At 60.2% G+C, this 19,174-nt stretch carries 13 protein-coding genes; 4 read left to right on the forward strand and 9 right to left on the reverse strand.

Annotated features, from left to right (window positions below; genetic code table 11):
* Positions 1-1,833: a sigma-54-dependent Fis family transcriptional regulator gene (locus tag ACA055_RS19250; protein ID WP_497680096.1), complete on the forward strand. Its 1,833-nt coding sequence runs from the start codon at positions 1-3 to the stop codon at positions 1,831-1,833.
* A gap of 213 nt (positions 1,834-2,046) precedes the next feature.
* Here the strand turns inward: ACA055_RS19250 and cysS are convergent, their stop codons facing one another.
* Positions 2,047-3,429, reverse strand: a complete 1,383-nt coding sequence (gene cysS / locus ACA055_RS19255; RefSeq protein ID WP_497680097.1) for a cysteine--tRNA ligase — start codon at positions 3,427-3,429, stop codon at positions 2,047-2,049.
* Positions 3,430-3,444: 15 nt separating this feature from the next.
* Complete coding sequence (locus ACA055_RS19260; protein ID WP_497680098.1) at positions 3,445-5,142, reverse strand: glutamine--tRNA ligase/YqeY domain fusion protein; 1,698 nt, start codon at positions 5,140-5,142, stop codon at positions 3,445-3,447.
* A gap of 260 nt (positions 5,143-5,402) precedes the next feature.
* Between ACA055_RS19260 and ACA055_RS19265 the strand changes: the two genes are divergently transcribed.
* Together ACA055_RS19265 and lpxH are read left to right on the forward strand one after the other, a co-directional pair.
* A complete protein-coding gene (locus tag ACA055_RS19265) occupies positions 5,403-5,906 on the forward strand; it encodes a peptidylprolyl isomerase (protein WP_497680099.1) in 504 nt (167 codons plus the stop codon).
* Positions 5,903-6,655: a UDP-2,3-diacylglucosamine diphosphatase gene (lpxH, locus tag ACA055_RS19270; RefSeq protein ID WP_497680100.1), complete on the forward strand. Its 753-nt coding sequence runs from the start codon at positions 5,903-5,905 to the stop codon at positions 6,653-6,655. The genes ACA055_RS19265 and lpxH overlap by 4 nt, the downstream gene beginning before the upstream one ends.
* A 142-nt stretch (positions 6,656-6,797) precedes the next feature.
* On the opposite strand, the gene ACA055_RS19275 is transcribed toward lpxH, so the two are convergent.
* The 7 genes from ACA055_RS19275 to ACA055_RS19305 form a co-directional block, all read right to left on the reverse strand.
* Positions 6,798-8,327, reverse strand: coding sequence for a DHA2 family efflux MFS transporter permease subunit (locus tag ACA055_RS19275; RefSeq protein WP_497680101.1), 1,530 nt, complete (start codon positions 8,325-8,327; stop codon positions 6,798-6,800).
* A 65-nt stretch (positions 8,328-8,392) separates the two neighbouring features.
* Positions 8,393-9,595, reverse strand: coding sequence for an HlyD family secretion protein (locus tag ACA055_RS19280; RefSeq protein ID WP_497680102.1), 1,203 nt, complete (start codon positions 9,593-9,595; stop codon positions 8,393-8,395).
* A 15-nt stretch (positions 9,596-9,610) separates the two neighbouring features.
* A complete protein-coding gene (locus tag ACA055_RS19285) occupies positions 9,611-11,080 on the reverse strand; it encodes an efflux transporter outer membrane subunit (protein WP_497680103.1) in 1,470 nt (489 codons plus the stop codon).
* Positions 11,077-11,550, reverse strand: a complete 474-nt coding sequence (locus tag ACA055_RS19290) for a MarR family winged helix-turn-helix transcriptional regulator (RefSeq protein ID WP_497680104.1) — start codon at positions 11,548-11,550, stop codon at positions 11,077-11,079. The genes ACA055_RS19285 and ACA055_RS19290 overlap by 4 nt, the downstream gene beginning before the upstream one ends.
* Positions 11,551-11,808: 258 nt before the next feature.
* Complete coding sequence (locus ACA055_RS19295) at positions 11,809-15,483, reverse strand: translocation/assembly module TamB domain-containing protein (protein ID WP_497680105.1); 3,675 nt, start codon at positions 15,481-15,483, stop codon at positions 11,809-11,811.
* The gene (locus ACA055_RS19300; protein WP_497680106.1) at positions 15,480-17,207 is read right to left on the reverse strand and encodes an autotransporter assembly complex protein TamA; all 1,728 of its coding nucleotides are present in this window, start codon (positions 17,205-17,207) and stop codon (positions 15,480-15,482) included. The genes ACA055_RS19295 and ACA055_RS19300 overlap by 4 nt, the downstream gene beginning before the upstream one ends.
* Before the next feature lie 65 nt (positions 17,208-17,272).
* The gene (locus ACA055_RS19305; protein ID WP_497680107.1) at positions 17,273-17,923 is read right to left on the reverse strand and encodes a GNAT family N-acetyltransferase; all 651 of its coding nucleotides are present in this window, start codon (positions 17,921-17,923) and stop codon (positions 17,273-17,275) included.
* A gap of 336 nt (positions 17,924-18,259) precedes the next feature.
* Here ACA055_RS19305 and xthA point away from each other — a divergent pair, with 336 nt between their 5' ends.
* The gene (gene xthA / locus ACA055_RS19310) at positions 18,260-19,072 is read left to right on the forward strand and encodes an exodeoxyribonuclease III (RefSeq protein WP_497680108.1); all 813 of its coding nucleotides are present in this window, start codon (positions 18,260-18,262) and stop codon (positions 19,070-19,072) included.
* The last annotated feature ends 102 nt before the right edge of the window (positions 19,073-19,174 follow it).

Here is a 19,174-nt window from a genome sequence, read left to right on the forward strand (position 1 = left end):
ATGGCCGCACCTGCCCCCGTTTTGTCCCACGACGCCATCATCCAGGACTCCTGGTCCCGTTGCCGTGCGTTCGGCCTCAATCATCAGAGCGCCCCGGCGTTCGATCAGCTGCCGGCCGAGGGCATCGCACAGTTGCTGGAGAGCCAGCATTCACTGGTGCAGACCACTCATCAGGAAGTCCTGCCGTATTACGAAAACATCCTGAGCAATTCCAATTGCCTGATCATGCTGGCCGACAATCAAGGTCAGGTGTTGACGTCCTGGGGCACCCAGCGGTTTATCGAGCCGAGCCTGACCCGGGGCTTCAGCGCTGGCGCCAGCTGGATGGAGCGTTGCAGCGGGACCAATGCCATCGGCACCGCCCTGGCTTGCGAGCAGGCAGTGCACATCGAGCACGATGAACATTTCCTCAAGGCCAACCGCTTCATGACCGGCTCAGCCGCGCCGATTTTCGATGCCGAGCGCAAGGTGATTGCAGTGCTGGATGTGTCCAGCGACAGCTACCTCCCACCTTCCCACACCCTGGGCATGGTCAAGATGATGAGCCAGACCGTGGAAAACCGGCTGATCCTCAATCTGTTCCATGGTCAGCACTTTCAACTGACGTTTAATACCGGGCTGACTAACCTCGACAGCCAGTGGGCGGGTTTGCTGATCTTTGACGAAACCGGCCAAGTGCTGTCCGCCAACCGCCGCGCTGACAATCTATTGGGCATCAGCTTGTCGCGGGTCAGCATCGAAAGCCTGTTCAAGGTCTCGCTGCTGGAACTGCTGAACCAGCCCGACGGCCTGCCCTTCGCCCTGCAAGCCTCCGGAAGTAACCGCTTTCAGTGCCTGTTGAAGCGCCCGAAACAGATGCCGATTCAGGCAAGGATGTTTGCCGAAACTGTCATAGCGGCTCCGGCAGCGATCAGCCTGAATACCCTGCACTTCGGCGACAGCCGCGTGGAAAAAGCCGTGCGGCAGGCCGAGCGCTTGCTGGAAAAAGACATTCCGCTGCTGATTCATGGGGAAACCGGGGTCGGCAAGGAAGTTTTCGTCAAAGCCCTGCACCAAGCCAGCTCCCGGAGCAAACAATCCTTTATTGCCGTCAACTGTGCAGCGATTCCCGCCGAACTGGTGGAGTCCGAACTGTTTGGCTACGAAAAAGGAGCGTTTACCGGGGCCAACCAGAAAGGCAGCATCGGACTGATCCGCAAGGCCGACAAAGGCACCCTCTTCCTTGATGAAATCGGCGACATGCCACTGCCAACCCAAGCTCGGCTGTTAAGGGTGCTGCAGGAACGTTGCGTGCAACCGGTGGGCAGCAGTGAGCTATTCCCGGTGGACATTCGGATTATTTCGGCAACCAACCGTTCTTTGCGCGAACAGGTTCAACTCGGTCGGTTTCGTGAAGACCTTTACTACCGCATCGGCGGCCTGACCCTGGAGCTACCGCCGCTCAGGGAGCGCAGTGACAAGCAGGCGCTGTTCAACCGGCTGTGGGAGCAGCACCGTGAACCATCGCAGTGGGCCGGGTTGAGTCGTGAGGTCATGGAGTTGTTCAGTCGCCATCCGTGGCCGGGGAATTTGCGCCAGGTCAGCAGCGTGATGCAGGTGGCACTGGCCATGGCCGAGGAGCAACCGGTGCGGCCGGAGCATTTGCCGGATGATTTTTTTGTCGATCTGGAGATGCAACCGGTAGATACGGCGGAGCCGTTGGCGGTGGATTTGAATGATGTCGAGGAATTGAATCGGCAGTTGCAGGCGGCTGGGGGGAATATTTCGCACCTGGCCCGGCGATTGGGAGTCAGTCGGAATACGCTCTACAAGCGATTGCGCCAGGCTGAGTGACAAGCGAGCCGCACGGGCACTGTTCGACTTGAGACCTTCGCGAGCAAGCCCGCTCCCACAGTTGATCGGCGGTGGGATTGAGTTCTGTGTACGACGCAAACCTAATGTGGGAGCGGGCTTGCTCGCGAAGGCGCCATTCCTGCCACCGCAGTACCCGAGCCAAAAAAACAAAAACCCGCACAAGGCGGGTTTTGTTTGCAGCAAACACAGCAATCAGTCAGCCAGACGCCAGGTCGTGCCGCCCTTGCCGTCTTCCAGCACCACGCCCATGGCGGTGAGCTGGTCGCGAATGCGGTCGGATTCGGCCCAGTCTTTCCCGGCACGAGCCGCCAGACGCGCAGCAATCAGCGCATCGACCTCAGCCGCATCAACCCGCCCTTCAGCGCCGGCCTGCAGGAAGTCATCCGCCTCAAGCTGCAACACGCCCAGCACACTGGCCAGTTCCTTCAAGCGCGCCGCCAGACCGGCCGCCGCATCGAGATCGCTCTCGCGCAAACGGTTGATCTCGCGCACCATCTCGAACAGCACCGCACAGGCTTCCGGAGTACCGAAGTCGTCGTTCATCACCTGAGTGAAACGCTCGACAAAAGCTTCGCCACCGGCCGGCGCCACGTTCGGCAGGCCTTTCAACGCATGGTAGAAACGCTCGAGTGCGCCTTTGGCGTCCTTGAGGTTGTCTTCCGAGTAGTTGATCGCGCTGCGGTAGTGGCTCGACACCAGCAGGTAACGCACGACTTCCGGGTGGTACTTTTCCAGCACGTCGCGAATGGTGAAGAAGTTGTTCAAGGACTTGGACATCTTCTCGCCATTGATGCGAATCATGCCGCAATGCATCCACGCGTTGGCGTAGGTCTTGCCGGTGGCCGCTTCGCTCTGGGCGATTTCGTTTTCATGGTGCGGGAACTCGAGGTCGCTGCCGCCGCCATGAATGTCGAAGGTTTCACCGAGGCAGCAGGTCGACATCACCGAGCATTCGATGTGCCAGCCCGGACGCCCGGCGCCCCATGGCGACTCCCAGCTCGGCTCGCCCGGCTTGGTGGCTTTCCACAGCACGAAATCCAACGGGTCCTGTTTCGACTCGTCGACTTCGATCCGCGCGCCGATGCGCAGGTCTTCGATCTTCTTGCGCGACAGCTTGCCGTAGCCCATGAACTTGGCGACGCGGTAGTACACGTCGCCATTGCCCGGTGCGTACGCGTAACCCTTGTCGATCAGGGTCTGGATCATGCTCAGCATGCCAGGGATATGATCGGTGGCACGCGGTTCCATGTCCGGCTTGAGGATGTTGAGGCGCGCCTCGTCCTCATGCATCGCGGTGATCATGCGCTCGGTCAGCGCGTCGAACGGCTCGCCGTTCTCCTTGGCCCGATTGATGATCTTGTCTTCAATGTCGGTGATGTTGCGCACATAAGTCAGGTTGTAACCGCTGAAACGCAACCAGCGGGTTACCAGGTCGAACGCGACCATGCTGCGGCCATGGCCAATGTGGCAGTAGTCGTACACGGTCATCCCGCAGACGTACATGCGCACATTGTTGCCATCCAGCGGCTTGAAAACTTCTTTGCTCTTGGTGAGCGTGTTGTAGATCGTAAGCACGTTAAAATCCTTGAATCACTGGCCCCACGAATCACGCAAGGTCACGGTACGGTTGAACACCGGATGACCGGGTTTCGAGTCCTTGATATCCGCGCAGAAGTAACCTTCGCGCTCGAACTGGAAACGGTCTTCCGGCTGTGCATTGCCCAGCGAAGGCTCGGCACGACAACCGGTGAGGACTTGCAGCGAATCAGGGTTGATGTTGTCCAGGAAACTGGCGCTGTCTTCGGCCTTCTCCGGGTTCGGAGAACGGAATAGACGGTCGTACAGACGCACTTCGCACTCGACGCTGGCCGCTGCCGGCACCCAGTGCACCACGCCTTTGACCTTGCGGCCTTCAGGGTTCTTGCCGAGGGTTTCCGGATCGTAGGAGCAACGCAGTTCGACGATGTTGCCATCGGCGTCCTTGATCGCTTCGTCGGCACGGATCACGTAGCTGCCACGCAGGCGCACTTCGCCGTTCGGCTCAAGGCGCTTGTAGCCTTTTGGCGGCTCTTCCATGAAGTCTTCACGGTCGATGTAGATCTCACGGGCGAACGGCAGAACGCGCACGCCCATGTCTTCTTTCGGGTGGCACGGCAGTTCGAGGTTCTCGACCTGGCCTTCCGGGTAGTTGGTGATCACGACTTTCAGCGGACGCAGCACGCACATGGCACGCGGGGCGCTGTGGTCGAGGTCGTCGCGGATGCTGAATTCCAGCATGCCGAAGTCCACCACGCCGTCGGAACGGTTGGTGCCGACCATTTCGCAGAAGTTGCGGATCGATTTCGGCGTGTAGCCACGGCGACGGAAGCCGGACAGCGTGGACATGCGCGGATCGTCCCAGCCGAAAACGTGCTTTTCATCGACCAGTTGCTTGAGCTTGCGCTTGCTGGTGATCGTGTAGTTCAGGTTCAGGCGGCTGAACTCGTACTGACGCGGTTGCGCCGGTACGGGCAGGTTGTCGAGGAACCACTCGTACAGCGGACGATGGCTTTCGAACTCCAGGGTGCAGATCGAGTGAGTGATGCCTTCGATGGCGTCCGACTGACCGTGGGTGAAGTCGTAGTTCGGGTAGATGCACCACTTGTCACCGGTCTGGTGGTGGTGAGCGTGACGGATGCGATACATGATCGGGTCGCGCAGGTTCATGTTCGGGGAGGCCATGTCGATCTTGGCCCGCAGCACGCGTGCGCCGTCCGGGAATTCGCCGGCCCGCATGCGGGCGAACCAGTCGAGGTTTTCTTCGACGGAGCGATCGCGGAACGGGCTGTTCTTGCCCGGTTCGGTCAGACTGCCACGGTATTCCTTGGCTTGTTCAGGGCTCAGGTCGTCGACGTAGGCCTTGCCGGCCTTGATCAGCTCAACGGCCCAGTCGTGCAACTGGTCGAAATACTGCGAGGCGTAGCGCACTTCGCCGGACCACTCGAAGCCCAGCCATTTGACGTCGCTTTCGATTGCGTCGATGTATTCCTGGTCTTCCTTGGCAGGGTTGGTGTCGTCGAAACGCAGGTGCGTGACGCCGCCAAATTCCTGGGCCAGGCCAAAGTTCACGCAAATCGACTTGGCGTGACCGATGTGCAGGTAACCGTTGGGCTCAGGCGGGAAACGGGTGACGATCTGCGTGTGCTTACCCGAGTCCAGGTCCGCCTGGATGATCGGGCGCAGGAAATTGACCGGCACGGCAGGGCCGGTCTTGGAATTCGAGGTAGGGTCGACAGTGGGCTTGCTCATAGGATCCTTGAACGTACAAGTGCGCGGCCAGTTGGCCAAATCAAAGCGGCTGTTAAAACAAAGGGGCTTATCATAGCCGATGCCGTCAAGTCGCTGACAGAGCAGGTCCGAAAACGGCTGCATTTAATCGGATGCAAATGAAAAACAGCCTCGAAATTCGCGTCTGTCGCGCTAAACTGCGCACCTTGGCTGTTGCTGGCCAGACCGGTTGGGGGCTGTAACGCCCCGAAACCCACGAATTCATATAAAGAGTACCGATCATGACCCAAGTCAAACTGACCACCAACCATGGCGACATCGTCCTGGAACTGAACGCTGAAAAGGCACCGCTGACCGTTGCCAACTTCATCGAGTACGTCAAAGCCGGTCACTACGAAAACACTGTTTTCCACCGCGTCATCGGTAACTTCATGATCCAGGGCGGCGGTTTCGAGCCTGGCATGAAAGAAAAGAAAGACAAGCGCCCAAGCATCCAGAACGAAGCCGACAACGGCCTGCCGAACGACAAGTACACCGTGGCCATGGCGCGCACCATGGAGCCGCATTCGGCTTCCGCACAGTTCTTCATCAACGTGGCTGACAACAGCTTCCTGAACCACAGCGCCAAGACCACCCAGGGCTGGGGCTACGCGGTATTCGCCAAAGTCGTTGCAGGCAACGACGTCGTGGACAAGATCAAAGGCGTCGCCACGACCTCCAAGTCCGGTCACCAGGACGTACCCGCAGAAGACGTGATCATCGAGAAAGCCGAGATCATTGAGTGATACTGCTGATTTCAGACTTGCATCTGGAAGAGGAGCGCCCGGACATTACCCGGGCGTTTCTGGATTTGCTCGCCGGACGCGCCCGCTCGGCGAGTGCGTTGTACATTCTGGGCGACTTTTTCGAGGCGTGGATTGGCGACGATGCCATGACAGCCTTCCAGCGTTCCATCTGCCAGGCCCTGCGCGATCTCAGCGACAGCGGCACGGCGATTTTTCTGATGCACGGCAATCGCGACTTCATGCTCGGCCAGGCCTTCTGTAAACAGGCCGGCTGCACCTTGCTGAAGGACCCGTGTGTCGTGCAGCTCGCAGGCGAGCCAGTGCTATTGATGCACGGCGACAGCCTTTGCACCCGCGACGAAGCCTATATGAAGCTGCGTCGCTATCTGCGCAACCCGATCACCCTGTTCATCCTGCGTCACCTGCCCCTGGGCACCCGGCAAAAACTGGCGCGCAAGCTGCGCAATGAAAGCCGTACCCAGACGCGGATGAAAGCGAATGACATTGTTGATGTCACGCCCGAAGAAGTGCCGCGGATCATGCAGGCATTTGGCGTGAAAACGCTGATCCACGGCCACACACACCGCCCCGCCATTCACAAATTGCAGATTGGCGAACAGTCGGCCAAGCGCATTGTGTTGGGGGATTGGGATCGTCAGGGATGGGCGTTGCAGGTGGATGAGAACGGGTTTGCACTGGCCCCGTTCGACTTCGCCCCGCCGCCGCAGTTGGCAGCCCCCGGAAACTGACTGCCGAACACAAAATCCTTGTGGGAGCGGCGGTGCGACGATTCGACTTGCTCGCGAAGGCGGCTTAACATTCAGCGTCTCTGTTGACTGTTACACCCCATTCGCGAGCAAGCCCGCTCCCACATTTTTGACCGCGTTTCACTCAGTGACCGCTGGCAGCAGGCCCCGCCTTCGCCGCAAACGGCGGTTTCGCCAGCCACACCAGCAAGATCAACCCCATGAACCCCCACCCCAGCAGCGTGAAGTAATCCACGGTGGAGAGCATGTACGCCTGGCTCGTCAGCACGTGATCCAGCTGCGCATACGCCGGGTTACCCGCCCCACCCAGACTGGTCAATGCATCCCGGGTTGCCGGTTCGTAGGTGGTGATGCTTTCACTCAGGTACGCATGGTGCTGATCCGCCCGGCGAATCCAGATCCAGGTGGTCAGCGATGCTGCAAAACTGCCACCCAGCGTCCGCAAAAACGTCGCCAGGCCGGCGCCATCGGCAATCTGGCTCGGTGGCAGGTCCGACATCAAAATGCTCAAGGTCGGCATGAAGAACAGCGCCACGCCGATACCCATGAACAGTTGCACTAGCGCGATGTGCTGGAAGTCCACTTCGTTGGTGAACCCGGCGCGCATAAAGCAACTCAGACCGATGCACAGGAACGCGCCGCCGGCCAGCAAGCGCAGGTCGAATTTTTGCGCATACTTGCCGACAAACGGTGACATCAGCACCGGCAGAATACCGATCGGTGCCACTGCCAGCCCAGCCCAGGTCGCGGTGTAGCCCATCTGGGTTTGCAGCCATTGCGGCAGGATCAGGTTGATGCCGAAGAACCCGGCATACCCGCCCACCAGCACAATGGTGCCGATCCGGAAGTTGCGGTACGCGAACAGCCGCAGGTTGACCACCGGGTGCTTGTCGGTCATTTCCCAGATCACGAACACCGCCAGCGCAATCACCGAAATCGCGGCGCCGATGATGATGAAGTTCGACTCGAACCAGTCCAGGTCATTGCCCTTGTCGAGAATCACCTGCAGCGCCCCGACGCCAATGATCAGCGTGATCAACCCCACGTAATCCATCGGTTGATAACTGGTTACCACCGGCCGCGCCTTGAGCTGCGAACGCACCACCATCACCGCGAAAATACCGATCGGTACGTTGATAAAGAAAATCCATGGCCAGCTGTAACTGTCGGTGATCCAGCCACCGAGGATCGGCCCTGCAATCGGCGCCACCACCGTGACCATCGCCAGCAACGCAAGGGCCATGCCTCGCCTGGCGGGCGGATAGACTGCGATCAATAGCGTCTGCGTCATCGGATACAACGGCCCGGCCACCAGGCCTTGCAGTACCCGAAAGCCGATCAGCTCCGGCATCGAGGTCGAGATACCGCAGAGAAACGAGGCCAGCACGAACAGAATGGTGGCCCAGAGAAACAGCTTCACCTCACCGAAACGTCGGCTGAGCCAGCCGGTCAGCGGCAGCGCAATCGCGTTGCTCACCGCGAACGAGGTGATGACCCAGGTGCCCTGCTCCGAACTCACGCCGAGGTTGCCGGAAATCGTCGGCAGCGCCACGTTGGCGATGGTGGTGTCGAGCACCTGCATGAAGGTCGCCAGCGACAGGCCGATAGTGCTGAGCAGCAGGCTGGGCGGCGTGAAAGAGGCGTTATTGCTCATCGCGAATCCTTTGAAACTTGGCTGGCGCGGCGCCTGTTAATGAGCGCCGCTGGCGGATTGGCGAATCAGCGCTGCGCGGTTTTGCTGACCGCCGCGCTGTTGTCGTGGATCAACCGGGTGATCATCGCGTCGGCCTCGGCCAACTGACGGTCGTAGACGTTGGTGCTGAACGAGGCCTTTTGCGGCGGCTGTTGCGCCAGCACCGGGCCGCTCTGGTCGCGCAGGTTCACGTAGACCTGAGTCGACAGGCCGACGCGCAGCGGGTGTTTGGCCAGTTCTTCGGCGTTGATGTGAATCCGCACCGGTACCCGCTGGACGATCTTGATCCAGTTACCGGTGGCGTTCTGCGCCGGCAGCAAGGCAAACGCGCTGCCGGTGCCGGCGCCAAGGCTGTCGATAGTGCCGCTGTATTTCACATCGCTGCCGTACAGGTCGGCCTGGATGTCCACCGGTTGGCCGATGCGCATGTCACGCAGCTGGGTTTCCTTGAAGTTGGCGTCGATCCACAGCTGATCCAGCGGGATCACCGCCATCAGCGCCGTACCCGGCTGCACCCGCTGGCCGAGTTGCACGGTGCGTTTGGCCACGTAACCGGTGACCGGCGCGATCAAGGTGCTACGCGCATTGTTCAGATAGGCCTGGCGCAATTGCGCGGCGGCGGACATCACGTCCGGGTGCGACGAAACGACGGTGTCATCCACCAACGCGCTGGTGGTTTTCAGTTGCTGTTTGGCGTTGGCCAGGGCGTTTTGCGCCGAGGTCAGGTCATCGCGAGCGTGGGACAGTTCTTCCTGGGAAATCGCCCCGCCAGCGGCGAGATTCTTCCGACGATTGAAGTTGTCCTGAGCCTTCTGCACTTCAGCCTGCTGGGCATTGACCTGGGCTTTCATGCCGTCGACGTTGCTGTACAAGCCGCGAACCTGACGCACGGTGCGGGCCAGATTGGCCTCGGCACTTTGCAAGCCGACTTGGGCGTCATTCGGGTCGAAGTTGATCAGCACCTGACCTTCGTGGACCAGATCGCCATCGTCGGCCCCGATGCTGACCACCGTGCCGGTGACCAGCGGCGTGATTTCCACCACGTTGCCATTCACATAGGCGTCATCGGTGCTTTCGTTCCAGCGACCGTAAAATTCGTGATAACCCCAGACGCCAACACCGGCGAGGATCACCACGATCGCCAGCACCACCAGCATGACTTTACGTTTGCGCTGATTGCGGATGTCTTGTGTGTTGTCAGGGGCTTGAGTTGTATCGGCAGTAGCCATGACGAATACCTTGAATTAGTTGTGCTGCGTGGCTGGGGCTGGATTGGCAGCGGTCAGGGTTTCGCCCTGGAAGCCGCCGCCCAGCGCCTGCATCAATTGGATCGAGAGGTCGATCTGCTCGGCATTCAGGTTGGCCAACTGACGTTGGGCCTGGAGCAATTGCTGCTCGATGCTGAGCACGTCCAGGTAGTTACCGATGCCGGAACCGTAACGCTGGACCACGGTGTTGTATGACTGCTGGGCAATGTCGGTGGCGTGCTGTTGGGCGCCGATTTGCCGGCCGATATCGCGCAACTGGTTGATGGTGTCGCTGACATCGCCCAGGGCTTTCACCAGGCTTTTGTTGTATTGCGCCACGGCGAGGTCGTAATCAGCGTCGCGGGAATCGAGGTCGGCGCGCAGGCGGCCGCCGTCGAAAATCGGCACGGAAATCGTCGGCGCAATGTTGAAGAAACGACTGGCCGAACCGAACATCGCATCGCCCAGCAATGACTCGGCACCGGCTGCGGCGCTCAGGTTGAGGTTGGGGTAGAAACGGGTTTTGCCAGCCTCGATGTTCTTGCTCGCCGCTTCGACCCGCCAGCGCGCAGCTACGAGGTCAGGACGGCGACCGAGCAACTCGGCCGGCAATACCGATGGCAACGCTACGGCGCTGGCCTTGAGGATTTGCGGCCGGGCGATGTCGTTGCCACGATCCGGGCCTTTGCCGAGCAGCACGGCCAAGGCGATTTTCGCGCTTTGCAGGCGTTTTTCTGCGTCAATCAGGCTGGCTTCAGAACTGGCTTCCAGACTTTCGGTCTGCTGGAACTGATACTGGCTATCGATCCCGGAGCTCAGGCGCCGCTGACTCAAGTCGAGCATTTGCTTGGTGCGCTTGAGGTCTTCGCTGGCGAGGTCATGGACGATGTGTGCCTGCCCCAGATCGCTGTAGGCACGGGCGACGTCGGCGGACAAGGTCAACTGCGCGGCCTGCTGATCGACTTCGGCAGCGCGGGCCTGGCCCAACGCGGCTTCCCAGGCGTCACGCTGACCGCCCCAGAGGTCGAAGTTGTAATTGAAACTGGCGCTGATGTTGCGCACGGTCGAGTACGCATCGCCCTCGCCCCGTGGGTCCTGGTCCCGGGCCAGACGCGAACGGCTGACACCGGCGCTGGCATCGAGGGTCGGCATCCGCGCGGCATCGGCGGCGTATGCAGCGGCGCTGGCCTGATGGGCGCGGGCATCGGCGATCTGCATGTCGGGGCTGTCGTGCAGGGCTTCGCGGATCAGACCGTCGAGTTGCGGGTCGCCGAGGCTTTTCCACCAGTCGCTTTTCGGCCAGGCCGCTGGCGACAGGGTCACGCCGCTGAGGGATTGCCCGGCCTTGAGGTTTTTCGCCTCAAGGCTGACGCCTTCGGTGGTCAGGCCGCTGTAGCTGGCGCAACCGGCCAGGCTCATGGCCAACAACACCAGGCTCAGGCCGGTACGCAAGGTTTTGCTACTCATTTGTCACCTACCCGCAGCAAGGTGATGGAGTCACCCGCTGCTACCAGGATTTTCTTCAGGATCTGTTCCAGGGTTTTCAGTTCTTCCGAGGTGATCGCGCCGGCCAGTTCGTTCATGGCATCGGCGCCGATCTCCGGCAGACGGTCAGTCAGTTGCTGGCCTTGCTCGGTCAGCACCAACTGCACCTGACGGCGATCCGCCTCGGAACGTTGGCGGGCGAGGAAACCTTTCTGTTCCAGACGATCGAGCATTCGGGTCATCGAACCGCTGTCCAGGGACAAGTGGCGGCAGAGCTCAGCCGGGGTATCGACGCCGAACTGGGCCATGATGATCAACACCTTGAACTGCGCGGCGGTGATGCCGTGGGGTTCCATGTGCGTGTCGATGATCCGGTCCTTGAGCAGCGCAGCGCGCCCGAGCAAGAGGCCGAGATGGCAATTCTGGAAATCGTCTGGCGTGAAATGTTTCATCTGTCCACCAATTAGCTGCCTAAGCAGAGAATGTATGTCGAGATGTTACTGCCTAGGCAGCCAATGTCAACGTAATAGTTAGGTTGCTTTCTATTTGGGTGATGAGTGGCGGGGAAAAAGTTGCTTCTGATTGACGACCGCAGCGCGGCCTTCGCGAGCAAGCCCGCTCCCACATTGGATTTGTGTGCACCGCAGATCAAATGTGGGAGCGGGCTTGCTCGCGAAAGGAGCGACTCGGTGTTTTAGAAGGGACGCGGTTTAGAAATCCCGCTTATAGAAGATGTCCAGCGAACTGGCCACGCCGCCAGCGGCTTCGAGGTAGACCTTCTTGCTCAGCTTGTAGCGCAAAGCGATGGTGTTGGCCGGTTCAAAGACCCCGACGCCATAACGCAGGCTGAGTTTTTCCGAGAGGTTGCCGCTGGCCACCACACTGGTGGTGTTGCCGCTGCCCTGGGTGTCGAGCTGGAAATCCTGAATGCCCAGGTTCTTGGCCAACCCGCCGGTCACGCCGGAACTGCCCATCAGACCCAACCCGAGGGCGGCCTGGGCCAGCATATTGTTATCTTCACCCGTGGTGCTCAGCGGACGCCCCAGCACCAGATAGGACAATGCCTGTTCCTGGCTCATGGCAGGTTCGGAGAAGATCTGCGTGGTCGGCTGCTCGGCGCTACCGCTCAGGCGAATGCCGGCGATGACGTCGTCGGTCTGGCGAATCGCTTCGATGTCCAGATACGGTTGATCGATCGGGCCGGCAAACAGCAAGCGCGCCCGGCGCACGGTCAACCGCTGGCCATAGGCGCGATAACGCCCATCGTTGAGCCAGAGCTCGCCGCGGGTATCCATGTTGTCGCCGATGTGCACCTGGCCTTGCAGGTTGGCGGTCAGGCCAAACCCGGCAAAGCTCAGTTTGTCCTGCCCCACGACCACATCGATGTCCATCGCCATGGCCATCGGCGGTTTGCCCTCTTCGGTCTGCTGGCCGACGATCACCGTGTCATCGGAGACCTTGACCGTCGACGGCGGCAGTTCGCGCACGGTGATTTCACCCTTGGGCACCAGCACTTTGCCGACGATCGCCAGTTTGTCGTCCTTCATCGAAATCTTCAGGTCCGGCGCCACTTCCAGCTTGGCGTAAGGCTCGACCGTGACCGGCAACTGCGAGCCCTTGAGCGCCAGGTCGACCACCAGCGCCTGACCCCAGGCGATGGTGCCGTTCAGGCTGCCCTGCCCGGTCTTGCCGCTTTTCCAGCCGCCGTTCAACTGCACGGTTTCGCCGGCAATCACCGCTTGAAGTTGCAAGGCTTCAATCTCCATAGGCAGTTCTGGCCCAGAAATCTCGCCGTCGCTGAGCAGCAGATTGCCGTTGACCTGAGGCGCCAGCAGCCCGCCGGACAGCGTGCCGCTGCCATTCAAACGACCGGTCAGTTTCTCGACCATGGGCACAAATGGCCGCACCACCGAAAGGTCCAGTCCATTCAAGCGGAATGAGCCGGTCAGCGGTTTGTCCTTGGGCAATGGATTGATCTGCGCCTGAACCATCAACTCGCCGAGCTTGCCGCCGACAAAGTTGAGCTCGCTGTCGATACGCTTGGGCGTGAGTTTGCTGGTGAGTTTCAGGGTCTGGTAAGGGAAGTCCAGCCACTGGTCTTTCTCACGCATGCGCAGGGTGCCGCCGCTCGCATCGATGCTGATCTGGCCGTTCGGGCCGCTGGCCGGCAGGTCCAGTTGCAGGTCGGCATTGAGCCGGCCTTTCCAGGCGAAATCCTTCGGCAACCACTGCGCCAGGCTGTCGATCGGGAATTGCTTGAGGTGATAACGCAGCTTCGGCTCCGGCATCAACCGCTGGTCTTCACCGCACAGGCTGGCCGGGCCAGACGCCCAGCAATGGGCACCGAAGTTGATTTTGCCATCCGCCAGTCGCTCGAGTTTCGCCGGGCCTTGTAGCCTCCAGTCCTGACCACCGGCCTGGATGGTGCCGCTGGCCAGCCGTCCGCGCCAGTTGCCCTTGTCCAGTGAGCCGTCGAGTCCGAGGGCCAGTTTCAGCTTCGGCCCTTGCAAGTCGAGGGCGAGTTTCTGGTTTTTGATATCGCCCTGGCCACTGGCGGTCAGCGTGCCCAATGATGTGTCACCCGCCTGAATCCCGCTGCCCTTGAGGTCGATTTTCGCCCGTTGCGCGCTGTCGAGGGTGGCGTCCAGGTTCAGGCTTTGCAGGCGATTGTCTTCAAAGGCCAGTTGCGTGCCTTGCAGCCCTAGCTTGCCTTGTGGCGCCTTGAGCGTGCCAGCGACGTCGACCCGGCCATTGAGCTGGCCGCGCAATTGCGGCCAGAGTTGGGCCAGGCGCGGCATCTTGATATCGATCTGCCCGGTGAGTTTCTGTTGCAGGCTGCCCTTGCCGTTGATGCTGTTGTCGCCCAAGCGAATTTGCAGCGCGTTGAGGTTCCATTGCTCGCCGCCACCATCGGCCTTGGCCTGGAGAACGGCCGGTTGACCGCGCAGTTTGCCTTTCAAATCCAGGTCGGCAGTCAGGCTGAGTTTCTCGTTCTTCATCTCGCCTTTGCTGCGCAGCGGTCCGGCCAACGTGCCCGGTAACTCCGCGACCCAGTACGCTGGGTTGATCGCCGACAAATCCAGCGCGGTGTCCCAGGCGATGCCGTCGGCGAATTGCAGGTTCAGGTGCCCTTGGGCCTTGCCCTGCCCGGCTTCGAGTTGGATTTGTTGCAGGTAGATTTTTGTCAGGTCGCCGGCGAACGGGCTGGTCAGGCTGAATGCCCCGGCCGGGCCATCCAGCGCAGCCTTGAAGTTGCCGAGGTATTTGCCGTCGGTGTAGGAGACTTCACCGTTGAAGCTGCGCAACGCCACTTCCGGCTCGTCGATCAGCGGATAGAGGCGGTGCCATGGGAAATCCAGCCAGTCGATTTTCGCGTCGGCACTCAGGCCTTTGCTCCAGTCCAACTGCCCTGTGAGCTTGAGGCTTTGCTTGTCGTTGGCCGTCAGGTCCAGCCCGGCGATCTGCGCGCCGTTGGCGTCGACCTTGCCTTGCAGCAACAATGCGACGGGACCAAGTTCTGCGGGCAAGATGGCTTTGCCGAGCAACTGGTAACCTTTTTTCAGGTCGCCTTCGCCGGTGAGTTCCAGTTGATTGAGTTGCAAAGTGTCCGGCAGATCGGCGCTGGGCTTGAAGCCATCGGCGGTAATGCGCACCTTGGCCGGCAGGTTTTCCACCAGCGGTTGCAGTTCGCCTGTCAGTTGGCCGTTCAGGTAACCGCGACTGTCGGCTTTCAGATTCAGGGTTTTCAGCAGATCGCCGTCGATCTTCAGGGCCAGTGCCCATGGTTCGGTGCCCGGTGCCGGCAAGGTCAGTGTGCCTTCTGCGGTCAACGGCCAGTTGCCGCTCGGTTGCAACAGGCCGGACAGATTCAGGCTCAGCTCGTCCCGCTGCAATTTCACCGAGTCGATCTGCAAGCCATTGGTGGTCCAGTGCGCCGCCAGTTGCAGCCCCTTGAGTTCTTCGCTGCCATTGAACAGCAGGCTGCCGACCTGGACGTCACCCAGCTCGATTGCCAAAGGCAATTGCAGGTCCGGAAGACTGATCGGCCCGCTGCTGTCTTCTTCCGTGCCCGGAGGAAATTGCAGGCTGACCTGATCGGCCTTCAATTGCTCGATGCACAGGGTCATGCGCGTCAGACACAACGGCGACCAGGCGAAAATGACCTTGCTCAGCTCAACCCGGCTGGCATCGTGCTGCCAAAACACATGGTCGGCGCTCCACTGCCCGCCCAAACGCCCCTGGAAATTCTCGACGGTCAAACCTGGCACAAACCCCAGCGCCCAGCGGCTGCCCGTCGCCGTGCCCAGCACCGTGGCGACCGTCAGGACGACCAGCATCAGCAGCGCCAGAATCGCCAGCAACGTTATTTTCAAACCGCGTTTCACAGCTCAGGCCCCATGGAAAAGTGCAGTCGAATGCCGCCGTCGTCGTCCATTGCGTGGGCCAGGTCGAGACGAATCGGCCCCACCGGCGACACCCAGCGCACACCGATACCGACGCCGGTCTTGAGGTTTGGCAGTTCGAGTGTATTGAAGGAGTTGCCCTGGTCGATGAAGGTCGCGACCCGCCATTTTTCAGCGACGGAATACTGATATTCGACACTACCGGCGATCATGTAACGACCGCCAATGCGGTCACCGTCGGAGTTTTCCGGGGACAGGCTTTGATAGTCGTAGCCGCGCACGCTCTGATCGCCACCGGCGAAGAAACGCAGGGATGGCGGCACCGATTTGTAGCCGTTGGTGGCGCTGCCGCCGACCTGCACCCGGCCAAGGAAACGGTGTTTATCGAAAACCGTGGTCAGGCCTTTCACCAGCGCCGTGCCATACAGCAGGTTATTGTCCGAGCCCAGCCCTTCCTTGGCGACTTTGGTCTCGAACTCCAGGCGATAGCCGTTGTGCGGGTCGATGCGGTTGTCGCTTTTGAGGTACGAATAGCTCACACCGGGCATCAGCAAGGTGCTGAGCCCCGAGTCATCGCCAAGCCGGTATTCCTCGCGCTGCCACTTGAGCGACACCACCCGCTGCCAGCCGCTCGGCAACTTGCTGTGCCACTCGGGACCGACGGTCAGCAGCTTGCTCAGGCTGTCCTTGTCAGCAATTTCTTCGCTCTGATAGCCGCCGGCAAAGCGCAGTTTGTCGGTCAGCGGCGGGTCCAGGGGGATGTCATAGAACACCCCGACGTTTTGTCGTGGCGCCGAAATTTCGGTTTCCCAGCCATAGCTATGCCCCTGCGGGTTGACCCAGTGCCGGGTCCAGTTGGCCTTGACCCGGGGGCCGACGTCGGTGGAATAGCCGAGGCCCAGGCCCATGGTCCGCGGCTTGCGGGTTTCGAGCTTGACGTCCACCGGGATCACATCGTCCTTGGACGCGGTGGGCGCCGCATCGACGCGCACACCTTCGAAATAACCACTCGATTGCAGGGCCTGATTGAGTTCGGCGATCAGTTCCGAGTCGTAAGGTGCGCCTTCCTTGAACGGCACCATGCGTTGCAGCAAGTCTTCGTCGAACGGCGTGTCACCTTCGAAACTAACCTTGCCGAGGGAATAGCGCGGACCGCTGTTGTAGATCAGTTCGATATCGGCGACGCCGGCTCGCGGGTCTACCGAGAGCTTCTGGCTGGTGAAGCGCCCGCTGAAAAAACCGTAGCGTGAAGCCTGATTCTGGATCAGTCGCTTGGCGTCTTCGTAATGCCCATGGTTGAGCACTGCGCCGGTTTTCAGCGCATTGCTTTTAGGGACACGAAAGGATTTGAGAGAAGCGGCAGGTCCGTCGATACGCACCGTGACATTGCGTAAATGCACGGGTTCGCCAGGGTCGATGTTCAGTATCAGGCGCGGCGTCTTGCCGCCCTTCACGTCGCTTTCGATCTGCGGCTGGTAATAACCCAAGGCCTGGGCGGCCTTGCGCGCCTGTTCCTCGGCGCCCCGACTGAAGCGCAGCAAGGCTTCTTCATCTCGATCGCCGAGGCTGCCGATATAGCCCTCTATATTGGCCTTCAGTTCATCGTTGGACGGTTTGATCCGCACATCCAATTCACTTTGCGCCAGCGCCGCGCAGCTGGTGATCAGCATCAGCACGCCACTGGTAATTCTTCCTGGAAACTTCATAGGCGCGGATGCTATCACGAGCTTGGGAGCGGGATAGAGCCTGGCGCGCCCGGAAAGTTCGACCTTTATGCGCTCGCGGTTTGTAAGACCTGAGGATTGGCGTGGAAAAAAACGTGTTCGCGTATCGGTCCTACGGCAACCTCACCGATTTCCTCATAGCCTTGACGCTTATAGAACTCCAGATAACGAGGATTCCCGGTATCGAGAACCACACCCTGGGAATGCTCATCGACTGCACACCAGTTATGCACCGCTTGCAGCAATTGCTCGCCGAAGTGTTTGCCCTGGAATTGCGGATGAACGCCCAGCAACGGCAGCACGTGCACCGCGTCGGACGGTACGCACGCCATCACCGCATCTTGATATTCGAGGTAGCGCCGGGTGCAGCGAAACCCGGTACTGAGCACCATGCGCAGACGCCAGGCCCAGCTTTCGGTGATGCCCAGGCGACGTTGCGGCGGCGCGATCAGGGCAATGCCGATCAAGCGGTCATTGACCAACAGGCCAATGGCCGGCAGCTCCTGAAAAAAGTGCTGCTTGACCAGTTCGCGCACGGTGGCGCGCACCCGCTGTTCATAACCGGGGCGTTCTGCTTCGAACAGATAGCCGAAGGTCGGCTCATGCCGGTAAGCCTGGTACAACAGGGAGCGGGCTTCGCGGGAATAGCCGCTGTCGAGCATGTGAATATCGGCGATGGCGGTCGAGGTTTCGGGCATAACGGTATTTCTCCCCGGGGCGCTGTTCAAATGACAGCGCTCTTCTGATTACGAGCCTACAGCGCTGGCACAGTTCCTTGCTGATACGAATCAGTGTTGCTGCTTAAGCCGTCTTCGCGGGCAAGTCGAATCGTCGCCCCACCGCTCCCACAAAGGTATAGACCAGACTGAAGAAATCAGCGGTCCATTCCGGGATCTAATGTGGGAGCGGGCTTGCTCGCGAAGAGGCCTTCGCTGCCAATGTAGATCTGACAGAACTCAGTGAATCCCCTCACCCCACACTGGCCCCCGTCCTACATGTCAGCTAGCATCGCCCTTTTGCCAGGACTGCCGACCATGAAGATCGTCTCCTTCAACATCAACGGGCTGCGCGCTCGCCCCCATCAGCTGGCGGCGCTGATTGAAAAGCATCAGCCAGACGTGATCGGCCTGCAGGAAACCAAGGTCCACGATGACCAGTTCCCGCTGGCCGAGGTTCAGGCGCTGGGCTATCACGTGTATTTCCATGGGCAAAAGGGTCACTACGGCGTCGCCCTGCTCTCGCGTAAAGAACCACTGGCACTCTACAAAGGCTTCACCACCGATGAAGAAGACGCTCAGCGCCGCTTCATCTGGGGCACGTTCGCCGACGCCAATGGCGTGCCGGTGACCATCATGAACGGCTATTTCCCACAGGGCGAAAGCCGCGATCATCCAACCAAGTTCCCGGCCAAGGAACGCTTCTACGGTGATCTGCAGCAATTACTGGAAAGCCAGTTCAGCAACGATCAGCCGGTCGTGGTGATGGGCGATGTGAACATTTCCCCGGAAGACTGCGACATCGGCATCGGCCCGGACAACATGAAACGCTGGCTGAAAACCGGCAAGTGCAGCTTCCTGCCAGAAGAACGCGAGTGGATGGCCCGTTTGAAAAACTGGGGCCTGACGGACAGCTTCCGACACCTGAACCCGGACGTTGCCGACCGTTTCAGCTGGTTCGACTACCGCAGCCGCGGGTTTGAGGATGAACCCAAGCGTGGACTGCGGATCGATCTGATTTTGGCGTCCCATGGGTTGTTGCCGCGGGTCAAGGATGCCGGCGTGGACTACGAACTGCGCGGAATGGAAAAACCCTCCGATCATGCGCCGATCTGGCTTGAATTGAGCTGATCCCTAAAGACTTGCATAGATCGAATGTGGGAGCGGGCTTGCTCGCGAAGGCGGTGGATCAGTCGACATCAATGTTGAATGATGAACCGCCTTCGCGAGCAC

Source organism: Pseudomonas sp. LBUM1657 (assembly GCF_059716075.1).